Source organism: Pseudomonas lactucae (genome assembly GCF_016937615.1).
GTDB classification, from domain to species: Bacteria; Pseudomonadota; Gammaproteobacteria; order Pseudomonadales; family Pseudomonadaceae; genus Aquipseudomonas; species Aquipseudomonas lactucae.
In genome coordinates this window covers 30271-48812 of sequence record NZ_JAFHKI010000066.1, presented here as the reverse complement: position 1 = coordinate 48812, position 18542 = coordinate 30271, and the positions used below count along the sequence as shown (strand labels likewise).

The window sequence follows — 18542 nt, the reverse complement described above, 5'->3', positions numbered from 1 at the left end:
TTCGTCCGGCGCTTGGGGATGCGCCATGAAAATCAGTTCGGTACGCAGCAGGCCGATGCCTTCGGCGCCCTGCTCCACCGCACTCGCCACACCGGCGCTTTCGCCGATGTTGGCGAACACTTCCACGGCATGGCCGTCGCGAGTCACGGCCGGTTCGTGGCGCTGGGCCGCAGCGGCTTGCAGGCGCTGTTCGCGGGTGTCGCGTTCGACGGTGGCGCGATGCAGGGTCGCGGCGTCGGCGTCCACATGCAGGCGGCCGCGCTGACCATCGAGCAGCAACAGCGTGCCGGCGGCCAGCAGCAGCACGCCGGGGCCGGCGCCGACCAGCGCAGGGATGCCCAGAGCACGCGCGACGATGGCGCTGTGAGCGGTGGCGCCGCCACGGGCGGTGAGGATACCGGCGACGCGAGTCGGGTCCAGGCGCGCGACATCGGAGGGGCCGACTTCGTCCATCACCAGGATGTAAGGCTCACTCGGCTCCTGGGCGCTTTCGACGCCGCATAATTGCGCCAGCACACGCCGGCCGATATCCCGCAGGTCGGCGGCACGCTCGGCGAGCAAGGCGTCCTGCAATGACTCCTGCTGCTTGGCGGCGGCTTCGATCACGCTCATCCAGGCGGCTTCGGCGCTCTCGCCCTGCTTGAGGCGGGTGTCGACTTCGTCGGTCAGTTCCGGATCGTCGAGCATTTCCTGGTGAGTGATGAAAATCTCACGGATCGCCTTGGACGGGTTGCGTTCGATCAGGCCCTGGATATCGCGGCGCACGTCCGCCAGGGCGGCTTGCAGGCGCTGGCGCTCAATGGCCGAGGACTCGCCGCGCAGGGGGTAGTCGAATACTTGCTGGATCTGAATGTGCGCAGGACCGATGGCAATACCCGGCGCGGCCGCAATCGCCTGCACCTGGCTGCCGGCTGGCGGCGCGCTGACCACCGGCTCGATATCGAGTACTTCGGGCTGGGCACTCGCCGTCGGCAACGCCTCGACCTCTTCGCCAAGACCCTCCTGCACCGCCGCCAACAGCGCGGGCAGCGCATCGCCGGCGATGCTCGGCTCGGCGACAAATTCCAGCACCTGGCCGCGACGCGCACCGAGGCTGAGCAGCTTGCTCAGGCTTTTCACCGACACGGCAGCCACCGGGCCATCGACGATGCGCACACGCAGGTCACCTTCAAAACTCTTGGCCAATTGCGCGAGGATCTTCGCCGGGCGCGCATGCAGGCCATGGGCGTTAGCCAGAGTAATACGGGCACTCGGCCAGTCCGGCGGCAGTTCGCCGCCCAGCACTTCGAGCACCGCACGGCTGCTGGTGGCACGGCCCAATTCCTGGCCGCGACCTTCGATCAGCAACGCGCACAGGCGCTCCAGCAGGGCTTGATGGGCCTCCCCCAGGCTCGCCAGGCAGAACAGACCATTGAGCGGCTGACCGAGGTAACGCATCGGTTTATCCGGGGTCACGAACGCCAGGCCCGGACGTTTTACCGTCTGCTCGCTGTGCAGCCACCACAGGCCATCACCCAGGGGCAGCGCATCGACCTGCTGCAACACGGCGGCGAACCCGTTGCTCACGCAGTCGGCCTGGCGCAATAGGCGCGCACCTCTCCAGACCAGCTCTTCGAAGTCGTCGGCAGACACGCCCAGGCTGATCATCTGCGCATCCAGCGCCAGTTCCTGCGGCGCGCCTTGCAGCAGTTTCAGCAAGGCTTCGGCACTGCCGGCACGGCGCAGCGCCTGGCCCAGGTCGGTTTCACCAAGGGCGCGGGTGAGCAATTGCAGCAGGCGCAGGTGTTCATCGGATTGCGCGGCGATGCCGATCGCCAGGTAGACGATCTGGCCGTCGCCCCAGTCCACCCCTTCGGGGAACTGCAGCAGGCGCACGCCGGTGGCGAACACCTGGTCGCGGGTTTCGGGGGTGCCGTGGGGGATGGCAATACCTTGGCCGAGAAAGGTCGAACCTTGGGCTTCACGGGCTTGCAAACCGCTGAGGTAACCCTCGGCGACCAGGCCATCGGCCACCAGTTTGTCAGCGAGCAAGTGCAAGGCAGCAGATTTATCCACAGCCACCTGGCCCATGGATATCTGCTCGTGGGTGAGCTCAAGCATGCCGTTCTCCTAGTTAGTGCGCTGATGCACTAGGTATTGTTTTGAATAAAACAGTGTAAAGGTGTTCTGCGATAACTGACTGAGCAGTCAATTGGCAGTAGCCACTCAGTCGCGAACATCGTAAAAATACGCCTGCTGAAACGTTTAATCTAGATTGTATGGCAGATTACGCGTTAATTGGCCATCCTTGAAGACCCACTCGGCGCTTGAGCTGGGACATGGGTCCCGGGCTGGAATCGGTTAGGATTGGACAAAATGTCGGGGCAAGCTCTAAAAAACAAGGAAATCCCGGTTTGAAACTCAGTGATATTGCGCGTCTCGCCGGTGTGTCCGTGACCACCGCCAGCTACGTCATCAACGGCAAGGCCGAACAGCAACGCATCAGCAATGCCACCGTCGAGCGGGTGCGTGCCGTTGTCGAGGCTCATGGCTTTACCCCAAACCCACAGGCCGCCGGGCTGCGCAGCCGGCATACGCGCACCCTGGGCTTTATTCTGCCCGACCTGGAAAACCCCAGTTACGCACGTATCGCCAAGCTATTGGAACAAGGCGCCCGAGCACGCGGCTATCAGCTGTTGATCGCCAGTTCCGACGACGATGCGGACAGCGAGCGCCAGTTGCTGCAACTGTTCCGCGCCCGGCGTTGCGACGCGTTGTTCGTGGCCAGTTGCCTGCCCGCCGCCGACGACAGTTACCGCGAGCTGCAAGCCAAGGGCCTGCCGGTGATCGCTATCGACCGGGTGATGGCGCCGGAACAGTTCTGCTCGGTGGTCAGCGACGACCGCCAGGCCTGCCAGCAATTGACGGCCAGCCTGCTGCAACCGCTGCCCAAGCAGATCGTGCTGATCGGCGCACGGCCCGAGTTGAGCATCAGCCAGGAGCGCGCCGCCGGTTTTCGCGAAGCGCTGCAGGGATTCACCGGTGAAATCATCGTCGAACACGCCGAAGCCTTCAGTCGCGAGGGTGGCCGCCAGTTGATGCAGCAATTGCTCCAGCAACTGGGGCACCTGCCTGATGCGCTGGTGACCACGTCCTATGTGTTGTTACAGGGCGTGTTCGACGCACTGCATGACTATCCGCTCAAATCACGCCCGCTGCGCCTGGGCACGTTTGGTGACACCCAGTTACTGGACTTTTTGCCACTGCCGGTCAACGCCATGGCCCAGCAACACCAGTTGATCGCGGACGCCGCCCTGCGCCTGGCGCTGGCGGCGATTGAAGAAGAGCAGTACCAGCCGGGCGTGCACGCCATCGGTCGGACCTTCAAGCAGCGCATTATCGAGGCGTAAGCGTGGAGCTGATCGACACCCACACTCACCTGGACTTCGCCGACTTCGACACGGATCGGCGCGAAGTCCTCGCCCATAGCCGTGAATTGGGCGTGCGGCGCATGGTGGTGTTGGGGGTGTATCAGCAGAATTGGCAGAGGCTGTGGGATCTGGTTCAGGCCGACGAAGGTTTGTTCGCGGCCTTCGGCCTGCATCCGGTGTACCTCGACGACCACCGCCCCGCCGACCTGACCGTGTTGGCCGACTGGCTGTCACGCCTGCATGGCCATCGGCAACTGTGCGCGGTCGGCGAAATCGGCCTGGATTATTTCCTGCAGGCGCTGGACCGCGAACGCCAGCAAACACTGTTCGAGGCGCAGCTTCAGCTGGCGGTGGATTTCCAGCTCCCGGCGCTGCTGCATGTACGCCGCAGCCACGCGGCGGTCATCGCCACGCTCAAGCGCATCCGCCTGCCACGCGGCGGCATCATCCACGCTTTTGCCGGCAGCCGCGAAGAGGCCCACGAGTACATCAAGCTGGGCTTCAAGCTCGGCCTGGGCGCGCCGCCACCTGGCCGCAGGCCCTGCGCATGCACAAGGTACTGGCGCACCTGCCGCTGGACGCCGTGGTGCTGGAAACCGACGCGCCGGACATGGCCCCCGCCATGTACCCGGGCCAGCGCAACAGCCCCGAGCACTTGCCGGCGATTTGCGGCGCCCTGGCCGAGCGCATGGGCACAAGCCCTCTACTGCTGGCCGAGGCGAGCACACGCAATGCGTGCGAGCTGTTCAACTGGTAACGGCGCGGCGGCGATTTGCAGTTGCAGCGTCATTCGCTGCCGGTAACGGGCATATCGCAGCGTTAGAAAGTGCATCAGGATCACCACCAGCGACACATTGAGCTGCCCGACCAGACTGATCAGCCCCAGCCACTCCGCCACCAGGGCCACAATCAACACCGCACAGGTCAGCATGGTCATGCTCGGGCGTACCAGGGCCCAGTGGCCCAGCGACTTGAATTGGCGCATCTGTCGCGGGCAGCTCAACTGCAGGATCTGCTGGCAATACGGGCAATCGAAGGGTTCCTCGATCGCGATGGCATTCAATTGCCAGGGTTTGAGTACAAACGTGATGTCGCAATGGGCGCAGTGCCCTTTGATGCCGATTGCAGCGGTCATCGTCGTGCCTCCCTTGGACCGTTAATAAGGTGAAACAAATTCTCACCTACTTATGCGTTCAAAAAAGACACATCGTGAAATACAGAAAAACGCCACACCGCTCGAAGACCGTTCTTACTCCCGCGTCCTACACGCGAAACGCCCCGATCAAGTGCTTCAGTTCGACCACCTGCAATGACAACTGCCGGCTCGCCGCTTCGGTCTGATGCGCCCCGTCGGCGGCATGTTCACCGGCCCGGTTGATTTCGACGATGTTCTGGTCGATATCGTGGGCGACCGTGGTCTGCTGTTCCACGGCGGCGGCGATCTGCTGGTTCTGATCAACGATCATGCCGACCGCGCCGAGGATGTTTTCCAGGGCCTGCTGTACCTGTTCCGACTGGCCCACGGTGCCATTCGCCATTGCATGGCTGGAGCCCATGGCGGTGACCGCCGCCGCCACCCCGTCGTGCAGACGGCTGATCATCTGTTCGATTTCCTCGGTGGACTGCTGGGTCCGTCGAGCCAGGGTACGCACCTCGTCGGCCACCACCGCAAAACCGCGCCCCTGCTCACCGGCGCGAGCCGCTTCGATCGCCGCGTTGAGCGCCAGCAGGTTGGTCTGCTCGGCGATGCTCTTGATCACCTCCAATACGCTGCTGATGGCCTGGCTGTCGGTGGCCAATTGGTTGATGACCCGCACCGATTGGTCGATTTCCAAGGCCAGCCGCGCAATGCTGCCTTGCTGGGATTGCACCAGGCTACGGCCGCTGACGGTCTCATCGTTGACACTGTGGGCGCTGCTGACCGCCGCCGCGGCATTGCGTGCGACTTCCTGGGCCGTCGACGACATCTGGTTCATGGCGGTCGCCACCTGTTCGATCTGGCTGCGCTGACCGGACACCGCCTGGTTGCTCTGCGCCGAGACCGCTTGCACCTGGCCAGCCTGGCGCTCGACCTGGCTGACCGTGTGCCCGACACGTTCGATCAAGTCGTGGATTTTCGCCACGGTGGCGTTGAACACCTGGCCCAGGTCGCCCAGTTCATCGCGGCTGCGGGCAACGAAGGTCACGGTCATGTCGCCAGCCGCGACCTTGTCCATCATGGCCCCCAGGCGCCGCAGGGTGGTGCGGGTAGAGGCGTAGAAACCGGCGTAAAGATAGAAAATCAGCAAGAACACCGCCGTCAGGCCCGAGATCAGCACCAGCATGTGCGTGCGGTTCTGTGCCAGCCGCTGCTCCAGTTGCTGGCCCAGGAAGGCCAGCGTGGCTGCATCGAGTTCATAGGTCGTGGCCATCAATTGACTGACCTCGTCGTAGAAGGCCGGCCAGGGCGCGTCGAGAGTTTCGGCCATCACCACCTGCTCTTCAAAAACTGCGCTGCCTTGCTTGAGGCTCGCATTGCTGGCCTTGGCCAGGCCATCGAGGGCGGCATGTGCGGCGCTGCTGGAACCCAGGGCGTCCTGCAACTTCAAGGCGTATTCGGCGTGGAGTTTTTCCAGCTGCTGCAACAATTCATCAAAACGGGTACTGGACGATGAGTTGAGGAAACCCTGGCCCAGGGAATACGCGCCCATCGCACGACCTTCGCCCAAAGTCTGGGTGACTTGCGGGGTGACATTGGTGATCAGCTCACTGAGCTGGCGCAGGTCGCTCTGGGAATCGCGGCTCAGGCCGGATTGGCTGGCGACGATCTGGCTGAGCATTTGCGCCTTGTTCAGCAGTTTGCCGATCAGCGCGCTTTTACTCATCAACGAGGTTTCCTGTTGCTGGGCCGTAAAGGCGGCGATCAGTTCGTCGCGCTTGCCTTCGAAAACGACTATTTGCTCAGGCTCGCCGGCCACTGCGTTGAGGGCTTGCAAGCGACTGAGCAGACTCTGTTCGAGGGTGTCGATCTGGCTCTCCAGGTCACCGGCCTTGCCCGATTGGCCGAGGGTTGCGTTGATCTGTACCTGGTTGTTGAGGGTTTCCAGATCACGACGCAACGCCAGGCTGCCGCCAAGCAGGTCGAGGCTTTGCAGCTCGACTCGGGTGCCTTGGAATTCACGCCAGGAATCGCGCACCAGGTAATAGTTGGTCGCCAGCATCGGCAGCAGGAACAGCACGCTGATCAGGCTGAACTTCATGCCGAAGGTCAGGCGATTCATCAATGCGACAGCGGGATAGAGCAAGCTCTTCACAGGTGAACTCCCTTATTTTTATTTTTATTGAGGCGCAGGGCGGCGGCACAAAGCCACTATTTGGCGCTCTGCCTGTATAGCTCAATTTGAAGGGGAGTTTTGTAACTTAAGGTTAACGAGCGGGGAGTCCAAGGGCTGCTACGCAGCCGGCGCGGGGCAAGCCCGCTGATGACAAGGGTCAAGGCAACACGGTCCAGATGGCAAACCCGGCGTACCACAGCACCGCCGCGCGCAGCAGCAGTTCCCATAGGCGATCGAGGCTGCTGATACCGTCGGCCCCCACCACCGGAGCCGGAATTTCGGCGGCCACCAAGCCGACCTTTTCCACCAGTTGAGCCGCGCTGATGTCCCAGCTCAGCAACTCATGAAGCATCACGCGGCTGACCGCAACAAAGTTGCCCACCAGCGCAAAGCTGGCCGCCAGCAAGCGAACCGGCAACCAATCGAAGGCATGTCGCAGTTGCCCGGCGCGCTCGGCCACCAACGGGTTGCGACTGTGCTCACTGGCCAGCGCCAACAGGCGGTAAGCCAGGGCGGCGACGGGACCCAACAGGAAGTACCAGAAAATCACCGCGAAAAAACTCTGGTACGCCTGCCACAACAGGTGGCCCTGAACGCGTTCCAGCAACTGCTCGCCGCTGTCCGCACCGAGCGCCAGATCGCGCTCGGCCACATGCTCGGCGGCCTGCAAGTCACCACGCCGCCATGCATCGCGAAACGGACCCAGCCCGGCCAGTAGATCGCCGCGCCCCAGGCTGTAGATCACCACCAACAGATGCACCGGTAGTGCCAACAAGCCATACGCCACCGGCTCCAGCACCAGGAGCAACAACGCCAGCAACGCCACCGGCAGCAGCACCAACAGGGTCAGAATCAGCCATGGCTGTTTGCCCATGCGCGGGCTCGATTCCAGCCTGGCCAATTCGCGCAACCAGCCGCCATCACGTTGTAAACGCTGACGCAGGGCCGAGAATTTCTCGATCCACACGGCCAGTACCAATACCAGGAAACTCATCGTGCGTGTCCTCCATCCTGCAGGGCGCTGCGAAAGCGCGTCCAATCAAAAGCGGGGCCGGGATCTGTCTTGCGTCCCGGGGCAATGTCGCTGTGACCACAGATACGTTGCGGGGTAATACCGGGGTAGGTGCCGAGCAACTGACGGGTCAACTCGATCAGCGCCTCATACTGAGCATCGGTGAATGGCAGTTCATCCGTGCCTTCCAGCTCAATCCCCAGGGAAAAGTCATTGCAGGTTTCCCGCCCTTCGAAGCACGAAATCCCGGCATGCCAGGCACGATCGAGGCACGACACAAACTGCGTCATCGCGCCGTCACGCTCAATCAGAAAATGTGCAGATACCCGTAGGTCGGCAATCCCTTCAAAGTAGGGATGTTCCGTGACATCCAGGCGATTCTGGAAAAATTCCTGCACTTTACCGGTGGCGAACTGCGCCGGTGGCAGGCTGATGTTATGCACCACCAACAGTGAGACTTCGCCTGCGGGGCGCTCGTTGAAATTGGGCGAGGGGCAATGACGGATGCCCCGGCACCAACCGCTGATGGGGTCCAACTGCATACAGGTTCCCTGAGTGAGACAAAGTGTGACCAGTATGCCGCGTTCGACCCTGTGGTTGCGATCACTTGCCGCGATTGAGTTGCTGCAATCTGTCCACCACGCCGGCCAGCGCCCGTTCGAACAGGGGGCTGTCATCCAATGTATGCAACGCGCCGCGCTTGAACGCCAGTGCCAACTGAGCGGCGCTCTGCTCCAGGACCTTGAGCCCTGTGCGACTGACGAATATATAGGTGTCGGCCGGCGCCATGATCGCTGTCAACTTGCAGCGCAGGGTGTTGGCCTGGTCCTGCTGGTACATCACCCAGCCACCGATGCGCAATTGGTGAACCTTGAGCAGGTCGGGATCGTCGGCCGGCAGGTGTTCGCCTGAATCGGCGGGCAAGGTGCTGAGCACGAACGGCTCGCGCACTTCGATTAACGCCTCCACGCCTTCGGGCGCCTGGACATGCAGGGCTTGCAGGCGAACAAAGAAATCGCGCGTGCTGAAGGGGTCGAAGGCGGCACTGGTCAAACCGTCACGCAAGGCCTTGAGCAAGCCCGGCAATTGCTCCATCAGGTGCCGACCCGCCTCGGTATCGTCCGGCAGGCCGACGCTCCAGACCAACTCGTCCATGGTGCGCAGCGCAGCCTGCCATTGCACCGATTGCTCACCATGCTTGAGGCTGGCCAACAACATCACCTGGCTCCAGGCCTGTTGCAGGAACTGCACGACCGCTACCGGCAATACCTTGCCCAACAACCGTTGATTGAGCACATCGGCGACCCGCTGACGGGCCGCTTCGGTGCGCATGCGGCCATGCTCGGCGTCGCGGGTGTGTTGTTCCAGCAACTCGCTGCGGCGCCACTCATCGGCGGTAAACGCGCTGAACTCGGTGAGCAACTGAGAAAAAATCGCCGGATCTTCGATGAATTCGTTGAGCAAGCGCTGCACCACCTGCTCGATGCGCACATACAGGCTGTCACGCGAACAATCATCCCTGGAGCTCCAGCCCAGGCCCGCCGCTGCGATTTCATTCAACAGGCGCCGCGCCGGATGGCTGGCGCGGCTGAAAACACTCTTGTCCAGCACCGCCACTTTCAGCATGGGTATCTGCAAACGTGCGATCAACGCCTTGAAGGCGTCCGGCACGCTGCGGTCATTGAGGATGAATTCAAACAGCAGGGCGACCAGGTTGATCATATCCTCGTGCGCAACTTCCACCACCCGTGACCTGCCACTCTTGACGCTGACACGCGTCAGTAACTGCTCCAGCTGGTTGCGCAGGTCGAAATCGTCCTCGGCTTGCGGCTCCGGCACGTACTGCTGCAGATGCGACAGCAGACGCAGCAGGTCACGGGTGGCAATCGGCACGGGTTCGGCACTGGCCTCCAGGGTCGGCGCCACACTGCCGCGCACGGCGATCAGCAATTGCTGCAAAGCCGCGAAGGCTTCCTGGCCGGTTTCGTCAATGGGCGGGTCGGCGGGCGGCAGTGCCGGCTCGCGCTGACAGGCACGTCCATCATGCCCACCGGGACGACGGGAAGGCACCGCCTTGAGTTCGGGCAACACGCCTGTGGCGATCAGCAATTGATTGGCTTCGCCGTACAGTTGGTCGGCGTCACTGAGTACGTACTTTTCAAACAGCTTGAGCATGATCAGCTTGACGCGGATTTCCACCCCGAGGCTGCGGCCCGCGCGCAGGAAAAACTCACACAGCAGCGCCGGGCTCAGGGGGTTCTCATGCTCATCCAGATGCTTGCCCAGCACCGCGCTCAAGCGTGCGGTGAGCTGCGACAGGGCAAGACCATCACGGTTATGCACACGGCCCAGCATGGCCTCAAGTGCCACGGTTTTTTCCTGATCATCCCTGGACGCGCCCGAGGCTGTGTCATAGGACACCACCGGCAACAGTTGCCGGTCACCCCGCCCCGCATGGCCCAGGCCGGAAAAGGCTTCGAACAATTGCTCCATGAACACGCGCTCGAAATTCTTGCGTTTGAGGCGCAGGTCACGCATGGCTTCAAAGAAAATATGATGGTCGACGTCGTTGCGGGCCCTGTCGGCCATTTCAAACAAGGTGTCGTCGGCGTTATCGAACAGGTCCTGCAGCCCTTGCTGCAACTGCTGTGCAGCCTTGTCGCGAACCTGCAGCAACACCACCGGCAGACGCGCGAGCGGCGATGGCGTGGCGTAGGCCTTGTTGAAGGGCAGCACCTTTCCGTCATTGTGCATCCTGGCCTCCTGAAACGGCGGTATCGGCTGGGGAGAGATCGGGCACAGGCGGGTCAGGCCCTGTGGAACACCGGTTATCACCACGACGTCAAAGCTATGACGCCAATTGCAAGGCGCAGGATTATCTGGCAATTGGAGGGGCTTACGCCAGTAAACTCTGTTATGTGCCGGTAAATGAGCGGGTCGCTGGGTTCGAACGCACACTGCCCCTATAATCGGGGCACTTTGTTTGTGGAGCCTGTTATGCCGAATCTCCGTCTTGCCGACCTCACCGCCGAAATCGAAGCCAACGTGCGCCGTGCACTGCTGGAAGACATCGGCAGCGGCGACATCACCGCCCAGTTGATCCCGGCCGAACGGCTGGCCACGGCCACTATCATTACCCGCGATGCCGCGGTTATCGCCGGTACGGCCTGGGTGGATGCGGTATTTCGCCAGCTGGACCCGCGCGTCGCCGTGCATTGGCAGGTCACCGATGGCGAGCGTGTCAGCCCCAACCAGGCACTGTTCCACCTCGAAGGCCCGGCGCGCTCGCTGCTCAGCGGCGAACGTTCGGCGCTGAATTTCCTGCAACTGTTGTCGGGGGTGGCCACACGCGCGCAATTCCTGGCGGATCTCGTCGCCAGCACCCAGGTCAAGCTGCTGGACACCCGCAAAACCTTGCCGGGCCTGCGTCTGGCGCAGAAATATGCAGTGACCTGCGGTGACTGCCACAACCATCGCATCGGTTTGTATGACGCGTTCCTGATCAAGGAAAACCATATCGCCGCCTGCGGCGGTATTGCCCAGGCCATCACCGCCGCGCACAAAATTGCCCCCGGTAAACCGGTGGAAATCGAAGTGGAAAGCCTGGATGAACTGCGCGAAGCCCTGGCGGCGGGCGCCGATATCATCATGCTCGATGAGTTGAGCCTGGAAGATATGCGTGAAGCCGTGCGCCTGAACGGCGGCAAGGCGAAGCTGGAGGCCAGCGGCGGAATCAATGAAAGCACCCTGCTGCCCATCGCTGAAACCGGTGTGGACTACATCTCCATCGGCGCGATGACCAAGGATGTGAAGGCAGTGGATTTGTCGATGCGCCTCAGTATCTGAGGGCTGATCGTTGTAGTGAGCGGGCGGTGCGACGATTCGACAAGCCCGCTCACTACGACATACGTCTGCGTCAGACGACCAGGTTATTCATCTCGCAATATTCATCCCATTCAACACCCAGCACCTCGGCCGCCTCCTTGTGCAGGGCCAGACGTGCTGCTTCGAACTCTTCCGGGGTCGAGGTGTATTTGAGGGTCAGTTCCCAAGGCTGGAATCCCTGGCTCTCGGCCTCGTCCTCGAATGCCCACTGGATCTGGTCGCGCTGATCATCGGCGCTCAGGTCCTTGATCTCTTCTTTAAGCTGCGGCGTGTCCTCAACGTACTTCTTGAGCGCTTCTTCGTGCCGAGCGTCCTGGGTCATCTCTGTAGGGGTCATGTCTGTTCTCTTAGATCGAGGAATGGGGATGCATCTGGGTCATCAAGGTTGCGCAGATACAAAAGAACAGGCACATGTGCCGGCTCGTCTGGCCTTCAGAACCATTCTGGGATCATCTGAAAACGTTGCCTTTGTAGCGGTGTTGCTTTTGTGCCCGAGACAGGAATCGTATTTGGTGATAATCCACCTGTTTTTACTTGTCCTGTCCGGGCCTTTGCTAAACCGCTGTACTAGCCAGTGTACTTTTTTGGTTCCGCTGGACCGCAGGAGCCAAGGTTGCCAAACGATAATAGGCACTCTGCCGGAAGATCGCCACCCACCAGATCGTGAGCGGAGAACGATCTGTAGTGCACTGGCGCCTCTAATCTGTGGCAACGTAATTTTGCCTGTATCTTTTTGCTGACTTGCAGAAATGACTGATCAAAGACAAGCTCTACCTATGCCTGCTGGCATTAAGTCTGACAGGAGGTCGGCGTGGAACAATTCACGAATAGCGTCACAAAGCGTATAGGTCTTGTTCTGCTGCTCGTCGGCCTCATTATCCTGTCGATCGGTCTTTACGATATGGGCGGGCGCTACCTGAGTCCGGACCGATTTTTTGAGCGGTGGCTAGATGTGATCCGCTGGAATAAATATCGCGTAAAGGAGTACCCGGCAGCCTTTTACGGTAGTTACCTGGTGATAATTGGGATTTTCTTGTCAGTTCTGTATGACAAGGTAACCGGCCGGCTCGTGCAGTGGATTTTGACTGGCGAAGCGAAACGAGACACCTGAACATGCCCCTCACCAAACCCAACCAGCAGCTGCGCCGCGATCTGAAAGAAGCCGCAGCCCTGCTCAAGTGGTCGGGCGTTGATCTGATGCAGGCTGCCGTAAAGCTATCCGAGGCTGGCCAGGAGGATGACGCCAAGGAGCTGATCAGGATCGCGACCAGGTTTCAGGCGGTCGAGGACCAAATGGCGGGTTATGTAAATGAGGTGAATGTAGGACAGATAAATCGACGTAAGCTTGCATAGGCGCGTCGTCTGGTGCGGCGGGATGCTTTAAGTTTAAAAATAATCGAATGGAGTCGCCATGAGTAGTAATGATGACGCACCTGGCTCTGCCGGGTCTGCAGTAGAGCCTGATCAAAATAAAGCATTTCAAATACCTGGATCTGTACTGGCTGATTTTCTCAACGGGGTCGCCCCTGACAACAAGTGCACCTTTTGCCAAGTTGGCGAATACAGCATAATCTCTGCGCCTTCTGGCGGTGGGATTGCTGGAGTGGTGGCGGCCACAGTTCCTAATGTCCAGCATTTAGGCGTTTGGTTTTTTATCGGGTCATGCAAGCGCTGTGGATACACGGCTCTATTCAACTGCCAGAGCGTTTTGGCAGCCATGAACAAGGATGAGTGATGCAGGCGGCTTGCTTATCTTTTGATCTCTATGATTTCATGGAGGATCAGGTATCTACGTTATCCAGCGCGACGACCAAGCCGGTAGACGCATTTTTTTACGTGGACAACACCGACCCTTCTATCCTTTCTGAATCATCCTTGCCGTTAGGGGTCTACAGTGATAGCACTATGACTCTCGGCAATTATATTTTTACCGAAGGTGAGATTGTGAGCGCTCAAGCGAAAAGCGTAAATATTAGCGTCGAGGGGTGGCAGCTGGCCTTGGCGGCCCTGGCAATTCTCGGTGGGTCGTATTATTTTGCCTGGGATTCGCACAAGTCGCTGCTTACCGAGTTGGGTGGCATGCGTACAGACATGCGCGCTGATCGAACTTCTTTTGACGACGATTTGAAGAAGCTCATCGCTGAATTGAAGGCTGAGCGGGAGGCCGATCGCCAGCAGGCTAACGTAAACAGCGAGGCTGTCACCGCTCAACTCATGAAGATTTACGAGGCGCAGGGCTCCACAGCAGAAGCGATAAAGACCCTCCAAAAAAAATAGCTTTACTCACATTAAGCCCGGCCTAGCGCCGGGCTTCTTGTTTCTGGCAAGCGCCCTGCTCTGCTATTGTGGCGCTCCCTGGACGCACTGGAAGCATCGAAGAATGGACTCATGGAAGACACTGGCGATCGCCCTACTGGCATCGGTCAGCAGGCAGGCCGTATCAGGTGATGGCGCTAACCCTATCGCTGCCGCGATATTTCTCACAATCTCCGCGCCAACCATTTTAATTGGGGCGACTACATCTCTCACGACCGAGCCGCCTAAGATTTTCAAATCGGCCAAGACCGACGCCCTGGCGTTCATTGGTTCGGATGGAGAGATTCGCGGCACCAGTTTGAGCAGGCCTCCAGGTACTACCGCTCGACCAGCGCACCGCCGCTGATGTCAGACAGGCAACTGGCCCTGGCGATCGCAACTTCCCTCTGACAGCCACTTCCTAGCTGTACCCGGCGCCGCGCTTTTTGTTTCCGTTCTGACAAGCTATCGGGCCACGAGTCCTGATGAAGGCATTTTATCCGTCACCACCATCACCGCCGTTCCCGCCATTTCCTCCGTCGCCTCCTGCTCCGCCATCGCCGCCATTACCACCTGAAGAACCGCCGCTTCCAGCTCCACCGTTTCCACCATCTCCGCCAGAGGCACCTGACCCACCAGCACCGCCGGCGCCTCCGTTTCCACCGGGCCCGCCGTTGACTCCAGCACCTCCGTCGCCTCCACGTCCGCCATTTTGCCCAGGACCGCCTGCGGCACCCGGGCTACCATTCTGGCCAGGCCCTCCATTTGCACCTGCGCTCGCGCTGTCCAGACTTGCGTCAACACAACTATAAATATTCTGGTTACAACTGATCTGTTTCGATGACAGCCAACTTGCCGACGCAGAACCTACGCTCATCATTCCTACAAAAAATATCGAGGAAACAACAAAGAGTTTGCGCATAACACCACCTCTTTCAATCACAAATAAGTTGGAAGAGAGCCAACCCTCTCTTCCAACTATTTACTGCAAGCAGTCAGGTGCTTGATTTTTTATCAGGCGGATCGCTGGGGACCCGTGCACCGTCAGCGCCCGGGGCGCCGTCGGCGCCTGGTGTACCGCCAGGGCCGGCCGCACCACCCTTGCCTCCAGAGCCCCCTTTGCCGGGTTGAGCTCCGCTGCCTCCAGCACCACCGGCTCCTCCGGCACCACCATTTCCACCTTTGCCGCCGTGTCCTCCTTTGACGGCGGAGTCTGAGTGCCCATTAATGGGCGTATCATTGGAAGCGACAGCCGTAACTGAAGGAGGCATTTTAATGGTTGGACCTTCAAAAGCCGCCGCGAAATTTGAATGCGTCAGTAAAACAGCGATCACGCTGCACAAAGGAAAGATGATCAACTTCTTCATGGGGTAATCCTCGAAGGTTAAAGATCAGGTTTCAATCGCCGCCGCCGCCATCACCGCCGCCATCGCCACCTCCACCACCATTCCCTCCGTCACCACCGCTTCCTCCTACTCCCCCGCCGTTTCCATTCCCGTTGCCGGTACCGTTGCCATTACCGCTGCCGTTACCGTTGCCACTGCCGTTACCATCACTACCGCCAGCACCACCGTTACCACCCGCGCCGCCTTGACCGCCGTTACTTCCTCCAGCTCCACCATTACCGCCTGATCCACCATTTCCCGCCAGTTGCAGTAGCGGTGGTGAGTCGGCGATTACGTGACTGTTGGGTTCGTGGCCAATAGGGGCTTTGATTTGAGAAGCGTAAACAGATGAGCACGCTGCGAACGCCATGCTTATAGCAATTGCGCTGGTTACAATTTTCATTGTTGCTCTCCTATTAGACGGGCCAAAACGGGGCCCGGATAATTTAATGTCGCATCGCTACTATGAGAATTAGCGCGACAGGGGGCTAGGTGTCCCGTATTTCAAGCTAGTTAAGAAATATTTTGTTGCAATGGAAAATCCTGTCTGTTTGCTGAACAAGAAATCTTTATTGGCATGTCAAAAGCTGATAGACGCTCGTAACAGCAGCCTATCTCGCTCAACGAGCCAAACCGCCACCATTGAGTCGGTAATCCTAGAAATTGGGAACTGGCTGTGCTGAGGGATCAGCGCCCCAAGTGTTACAGAGAGCCCGCCGCGTGCGGGCTTTTCTGCTTTTGCGACATCCTTTTCACCTGGCATTTACACGGCTGTGGGTAAGGTCGCCATACTCCTTTGAAGAACTCCCATTAGGTCCGCACATAAACGGGCCATTTTTTTGCTCGCGGCTATGCTTTCCATTCCCGCTACTGGAGACCAAGCGATGCCCTCCCCCGAATACTCCCTCCCAGACACGCTCGAACGCATCTACGAAAATCAGCTTGCCCTTGAAGCAGCCATCATGGAACTGACTTTGTGGGCGGAAGACAGCGACACCACAAACATAGGAGAGAACATCCGCGGAGCGCTGGAGACGATCAGCGAGAACGCCGGGCACATCAAGCAAGGCTTGGCGCGACTACGGCGGAACACTGAAAGCTAGGAACTGCAGGAGGGCATATGAGCGATCTAACCGAAATTCTCTACGTACCTGATTTGGCCAAGATGCTTGGCCGATCTGAATCTTCGATTAGAAGTGGGCTTCAAACTGATGCTGCTTGGCTCCCTAAAAGTTTCAAAATGGGCAACAGAATTTGCTGGCTTAAAACGGATGTCATGCAGTTCATAATCGATTGTAGGGATGGCAATATCCAGACCAAGCCCAAAAGGCCTGGAAGAAAGCGTCAGGTGCCGCCTACCCTGAAAAGCATCGGCCATTGATCAGGAGTACCGATATGGTCAATTACAAAACGGTGAGGCGGTTTTCGGCCGAGAGCGGTTATACCGAGGCTGCAATCAGAGCCAAGATGTCTGATGGGACTTGGACCAAAAACCTAGTCTGGCGACATGCTCCGGATGGTAGGGTGTTGATCGACGTGCGCGGGTATGAAGCATGGGTGGAAAGCACGATCACTCTGAAGTGCGCAGTCCGTGGATTTCCGGAAATGGCCACAAGTCAGAACAAACTAGTCTCTTCAAGCCCACCTCCGTTGCTATGACGAATAGGTGATGAACTCCATGACCAAAGAAAGTCCGGTCACAAATCGAATTCTGATCGGCTCCAAAGAAATAATGCAGATGCTGGGCATCGGCCGCACCACCTTGCACCGGATCCGCAACAAGGACTCGACCTTCCCCACTCCGATCAAGGAGGGCCCGCACCGACAGGCTCATGCCTACTTCGTGAAAGCCGAAGTTGAGGCCTGGATCAAATCAAAGGCAGACAGCCGGCCCCCACCTCCGACTATCAGGGACGCCTCATAGCCGTCCTGCTCAATCAACCCACTCGACAACAGCCCAGCGAGGCATACCAATGGAACAACAACGTACCGCCCTGGTGGGCAATGCAGAAGTCATTAAGATGCTCGGCATGAAAAGCGTTTCCGGGCTGAACAAGCTGCGCGTACGCGACAAGACATTCCCGGCGCCGATCAAGAGCAGTGACGCGCGGGGTGCACGCTGCCGCTTCGACCCGGTTGAGGTCGAACAGTGGATTGCCGATAAGAAGGCAGCTCGAAAACAGCCAGGCGGAGCTGGTCAATAAACAGAGAACAAATGCCGAATGACAGATCGCGGCAGCCGGCATACGTGCGAAACGCTGCTGTCCGAGTTTGGCTGGAATGAGGATTGGCGCGATATGCACCTGGCCCATAAAAAGCCTGGGCTCAAGGGCGTGTACGACAAGGCGACCTATCTGCCCCAGCGCCAGAAGATGGTGCAGTGGTATGCCGACTACCTCAGCGCGCTCAGGGAAGGCATGACAACCCAGCAAAGGACAAACTTTGCGGCGAAAGTAAGCGGCAAATAGAATGCAATATACTAATACAAAATTAATGATGTGGTCAGGGATTGAGACAGTCCAATACTCAACTATTCAGGTATGAAAAGTGAAAGCTAAATTACAGCTTGACGCGCTAACCTCACTACGGTTTTTTGCGGCGGCCATGATCGTGATTGGTCACAGCCACCACCTCCTAGGGTCTCTTGGTATCGCAAGGCAGTTCACCCATCACTATTCCTTCCCGCTCTCAAATTAATAGGCTATTGAAAGTGAATAAATACTGGATTCTTCCGGTCGTAGCAATTGCTGCTATAGCGGCAAGCAAATTTTACTCAAATACCACCATCGAAAAAAACACGTCCGCAGATGCGAAAGCAGCGCTCATCGATGGAACAAAAATTTCTCAGGTTAAATTTGAATCATTTGGTGCCGAGGACAAGCACAATGTCGCAGTGCTCACAATCAATCCCGGCACAGAGAATGGACTGACCTTTGCTATTCAACTAAACGACTTAAATCAGAAAGTCATCACCAACGTCGGCGACTTTCCTGCTGAAAAATACTGCAAAGGCGAAAAGGTTCTGGAGTGTTCAATTCCCATACCCAAAGAAGTCTTCGATCGGTCTATGACCATAGGTATCGCTACCTATGCCATGAATGGTCAGCTAATTAAGGTGAAGAGTGGCAGGGCTGACCGGGATGGGAATCGCTCACTATTCCCAACCTTTGCCTACCATGGGGCATATTAATTTCAGATGAAACAAAGGTTCAAAGGCCTCCATACGGAGGCTTTCTTGCTT

22 protein-coding genes and 2 pseudogenes are annotated in these 18542 nt (G+C 58.9%); 14 read left to right on the top strand and 10 right to left on the bottom strand.

Annotated elements, in window-relative coordinates; translation table 11 throughout:
* Positions 1-2100: fused PTS fructose transporter subunit IIA/HPr protein (fruB, locus tag JWR98_RS13605; RefSeq protein ID WP_205490299.1), on the bottom strand; the 2100-nt coding region annotated here is incomplete at its 3' end.
* A gap of 293 nt (positions 2101-2393) precedes the next feature.
* Here fruB and cra point away from each other — a divergent pair.
* Positions 2394-3389: a catabolite repressor/activator gene (cra, locus tag JWR98_RS13600; RefSeq protein ID WP_078731529.1), complete on the top strand. Its 996-nt coding sequence runs from the start codon at positions 2394-2396 to the stop codon at positions 3387-3389.
* Between the two features lie 2 nt (positions 3390-3391).
* Positions 3392-4167 (top strand): annotated as a pseudogene (locus JWR98_RS13595) (TatD family hydrolase).
* On the opposite strand, the gene JWR98_RS13590 reads toward JWR98_RS13595, so the two are convergent.
* The 5 genes from JWR98_RS13590 to JWR98_RS13570 all read right to left on the bottom strand — a co-directional run bounded on the left by JWR98_RS13590 (position 4114) and on the right by JWR98_RS13570 (position 10490).
* The gene (locus JWR98_RS13590; protein ID WP_078731527.1) at positions 4114-4545 is read right to left on the bottom strand and encodes a hypothetical protein; all 432 of its coding nucleotides are present in this window, start codon (positions 4543-4545) and stop codon (positions 4114-4116) included. The pseudogene JWR98_RS13595 and the gene JWR98_RS13590 sit on opposite strands and share 54 nt — an antisense overlap.
* A gap of 127 nt (positions 4546-4672) precedes the next feature.
* Entirely contained in the window at positions 4673-5377 is a 705-nt protein-coding gene (locus tag JWR98_RS30205; RefSeq protein ID WP_425273183.1) for a methyl-accepting chemotaxis protein, read from the bottom strand.
* Between the two features lie 1504 nt (positions 5378-6881).
* On the bottom strand, positions 6882-7718 hold the full coding sequence (ampE, locus tag JWR98_RS13580) for a regulatory signaling modulator protein AmpE (protein ID WP_078731525.1): 837 nt from the start codon (positions 7716-7718) through the stop codon (positions 6882-6884).
* Positions 7715-8278, bottom strand: coding sequence for a 1,6-anhydro-N-acetylmuramyl-L-alanine amidase AmpD (ampD, locus tag JWR98_RS13575; protein WP_078731524.1), 564 nt, complete (start codon positions 8276-8278; stop codon positions 7715-7717). The genes ampE and ampD overlap by 4 nt, the downstream gene beginning before the upstream one ends.
* Positions 8279-8339: 61 nt before the next feature.
* Positions 8340-10490, bottom strand: coding sequence for a DUF1631 domain-containing protein (locus JWR98_RS13570; RefSeq protein ID WP_205490298.1), 2151 nt, complete (start codon positions 10488-10490; stop codon positions 8340-8342).
* Between the two features lie 243 nt (positions 10491-10733).
* On the opposite strand from JWR98_RS13570, the gene nadC reads away from it, so the two are divergent.
* Positions 10734-11582, top strand: coding sequence for a carboxylating nicotinate-nucleotide diphosphorylase (gene nadC / locus JWR98_RS13565; RefSeq protein ID WP_078731522.1), 849 nt, complete (start codon positions 10734-10736; stop codon positions 11580-11582).
* 70 nt (positions 11583-11652) lie between these two features.
* Here the strand turns inward: nadC and JWR98_RS13560 are convergent, their stop codons facing one another.
* Positions 11653-11958 carry a DUF6388 family protein gene (locus JWR98_RS13560; protein ID WP_078731521.1) on the bottom strand — a complete coding sequence of 102 codons (306 nt, stop codon included), beginning with the start codon at positions 11956-11958 and terminating at the stop codon, positions 11653-11655.
* 474 nt (positions 11959-12432) lie between these two features.
* On the opposite strand from JWR98_RS13560, the gene JWR98_RS13555 reads away from it, so the two are divergent.
* The 5 genes and pseudogenes from JWR98_RS13555 to JWR98_RS13535 all read left to right on the top strand — a co-directional run bounded on the left by JWR98_RS13555 (position 12433) and on the right by JWR98_RS13535 (position 14327).
* The gene (locus JWR98_RS13555) at positions 12433-12732 is read left to right on the top strand and encodes a hypothetical protein (protein ID WP_205490297.1); all 300 of its coding nucleotides are present in this window, start codon (positions 12433-12435) and stop codon (positions 12730-12732) included.
* A 2-nt stretch (positions 12733-12734) separates the two neighbouring features.
* A complete protein-coding gene (locus JWR98_RS13550; RefSeq protein ID WP_205490295.1) occupies positions 12735-12974 on the top strand; it encodes a hypothetical protein in 240 nt (79 codons plus the stop codon).
* A gap of 58 nt (positions 12975-13032) precedes the next feature.
* Positions 13033-13356 (top strand): zinc ribbon domain-containing protein, encoded by a 324-nt coding sequence (locus tag JWR98_RS13545; protein ID WP_205490293.1) that lies wholly within the window; start codon positions 13033-13035, stop codon positions 13354-13356.
* Positions 13356-13898, top strand: a complete 543-nt coding sequence (locus JWR98_RS13540) for a hypothetical protein (protein WP_205490291.1) — start codon at positions 13356-13358, stop codon at positions 13896-13898. The genes JWR98_RS13545 and JWR98_RS13540 overlap by 1 nt, the downstream gene beginning before the upstream one ends.
* Before the next feature lie 103 nt (positions 13899-14001).
* Positions 14002-14327, top strand: a pseudogene (locus JWR98_RS13535) (DUF2388 domain-containing protein).
* 54 nt (positions 14328-14381) lie between these two features.
* Here JWR98_RS13535 and JWR98_RS13530 read toward each other — a convergent pair.
* From JWR98_RS13530 to JWR98_RS29785, 3 genes are all read right to left on the bottom strand, one after another.
* Positions 14382-14681, bottom strand: coding sequence for a hypothetical protein (locus tag JWR98_RS13530; protein ID WP_225908700.1), 300 nt, complete (start codon positions 14679-14681; stop codon positions 14382-14384).
* A gap of 230 nt (positions 14682-14911) precedes the next feature.
* Positions 14912-15283, bottom strand: a complete 372-nt coding sequence (locus JWR98_RS13525; RefSeq protein ID WP_205490289.1) for a hypothetical protein — start codon at positions 15281-15283, stop codon at positions 14912-14914.
* A 31-nt stretch (positions 15284-15314) separates the two neighbouring features.
* Positions 15315-15704 carry a hypothetical protein gene (locus tag JWR98_RS29785; protein ID WP_205490287.1) on the bottom strand — a complete coding sequence of 130 codons (390 nt, stop codon included), beginning with the start codon at positions 15702-15704 and terminating at the stop codon, positions 15315-15317.
* A gap of 481 nt (positions 15705-16185) precedes the next feature.
* Between JWR98_RS29785 and JWR98_RS13515 the strand changes: the two genes are divergently transcribed.
* From JWR98_RS13515 to JWR98_RS13490, 6 genes are all read left to right on the top strand, one after another.
* Entirely contained in the window at positions 16186-16404 is a 219-nt protein-coding gene (locus JWR98_RS13515; RefSeq protein ID WP_205490285.1) for a hypothetical protein, read from the top strand.
* A gap of 17 nt (positions 16405-16421) precedes the next feature.
* Positions 16422-16682 carry a hypothetical protein gene (locus tag JWR98_RS13510; RefSeq protein ID WP_205490283.1) on the top strand — a complete coding sequence of 87 codons (261 nt, stop codon included), beginning with the start codon at positions 16422-16424 and terminating at the stop codon, positions 16680-16682.
* Between the two features lie 297 nt (positions 16683-16979).
* Positions 16980-17225: a helix-turn-helix transcriptional regulator gene (locus tag JWR98_RS13505; protein WP_205490281.1), complete on the top strand. Its 246-nt coding sequence runs from the start codon at positions 16980-16982 to the stop codon at positions 17223-17225.
* A gap of 49 nt (positions 17226-17274) precedes the next feature.
* The gene (locus tag JWR98_RS13500) at positions 17275-17505 is read left to right on the top strand and encodes a helix-turn-helix transcriptional regulator (protein WP_205490279.1); all 231 of its coding nucleotides are present in this window, start codon (positions 17275-17277) and stop codon (positions 17503-17505) included.
* A gap of 18 nt (positions 17506-17523) precedes the next feature.
* A complete protein-coding gene (locus tag JWR98_RS13495; protein ID WP_205490277.1) occupies positions 17524-17769 on the top strand; it encodes a hypothetical protein in 246 nt (81 codons plus the stop codon).
* A gap of 242 nt (positions 17770-18011) precedes the next feature.
* Complete coding sequence (locus JWR98_RS13490; RefSeq protein WP_205490275.1) at positions 18012-18491, top strand: hypothetical protein; 480 nt, start codon at positions 18012-18014, stop codon at positions 18489-18491.
* The last annotated feature ends 51 nt before the right edge of the window (positions 18492-18542 follow it).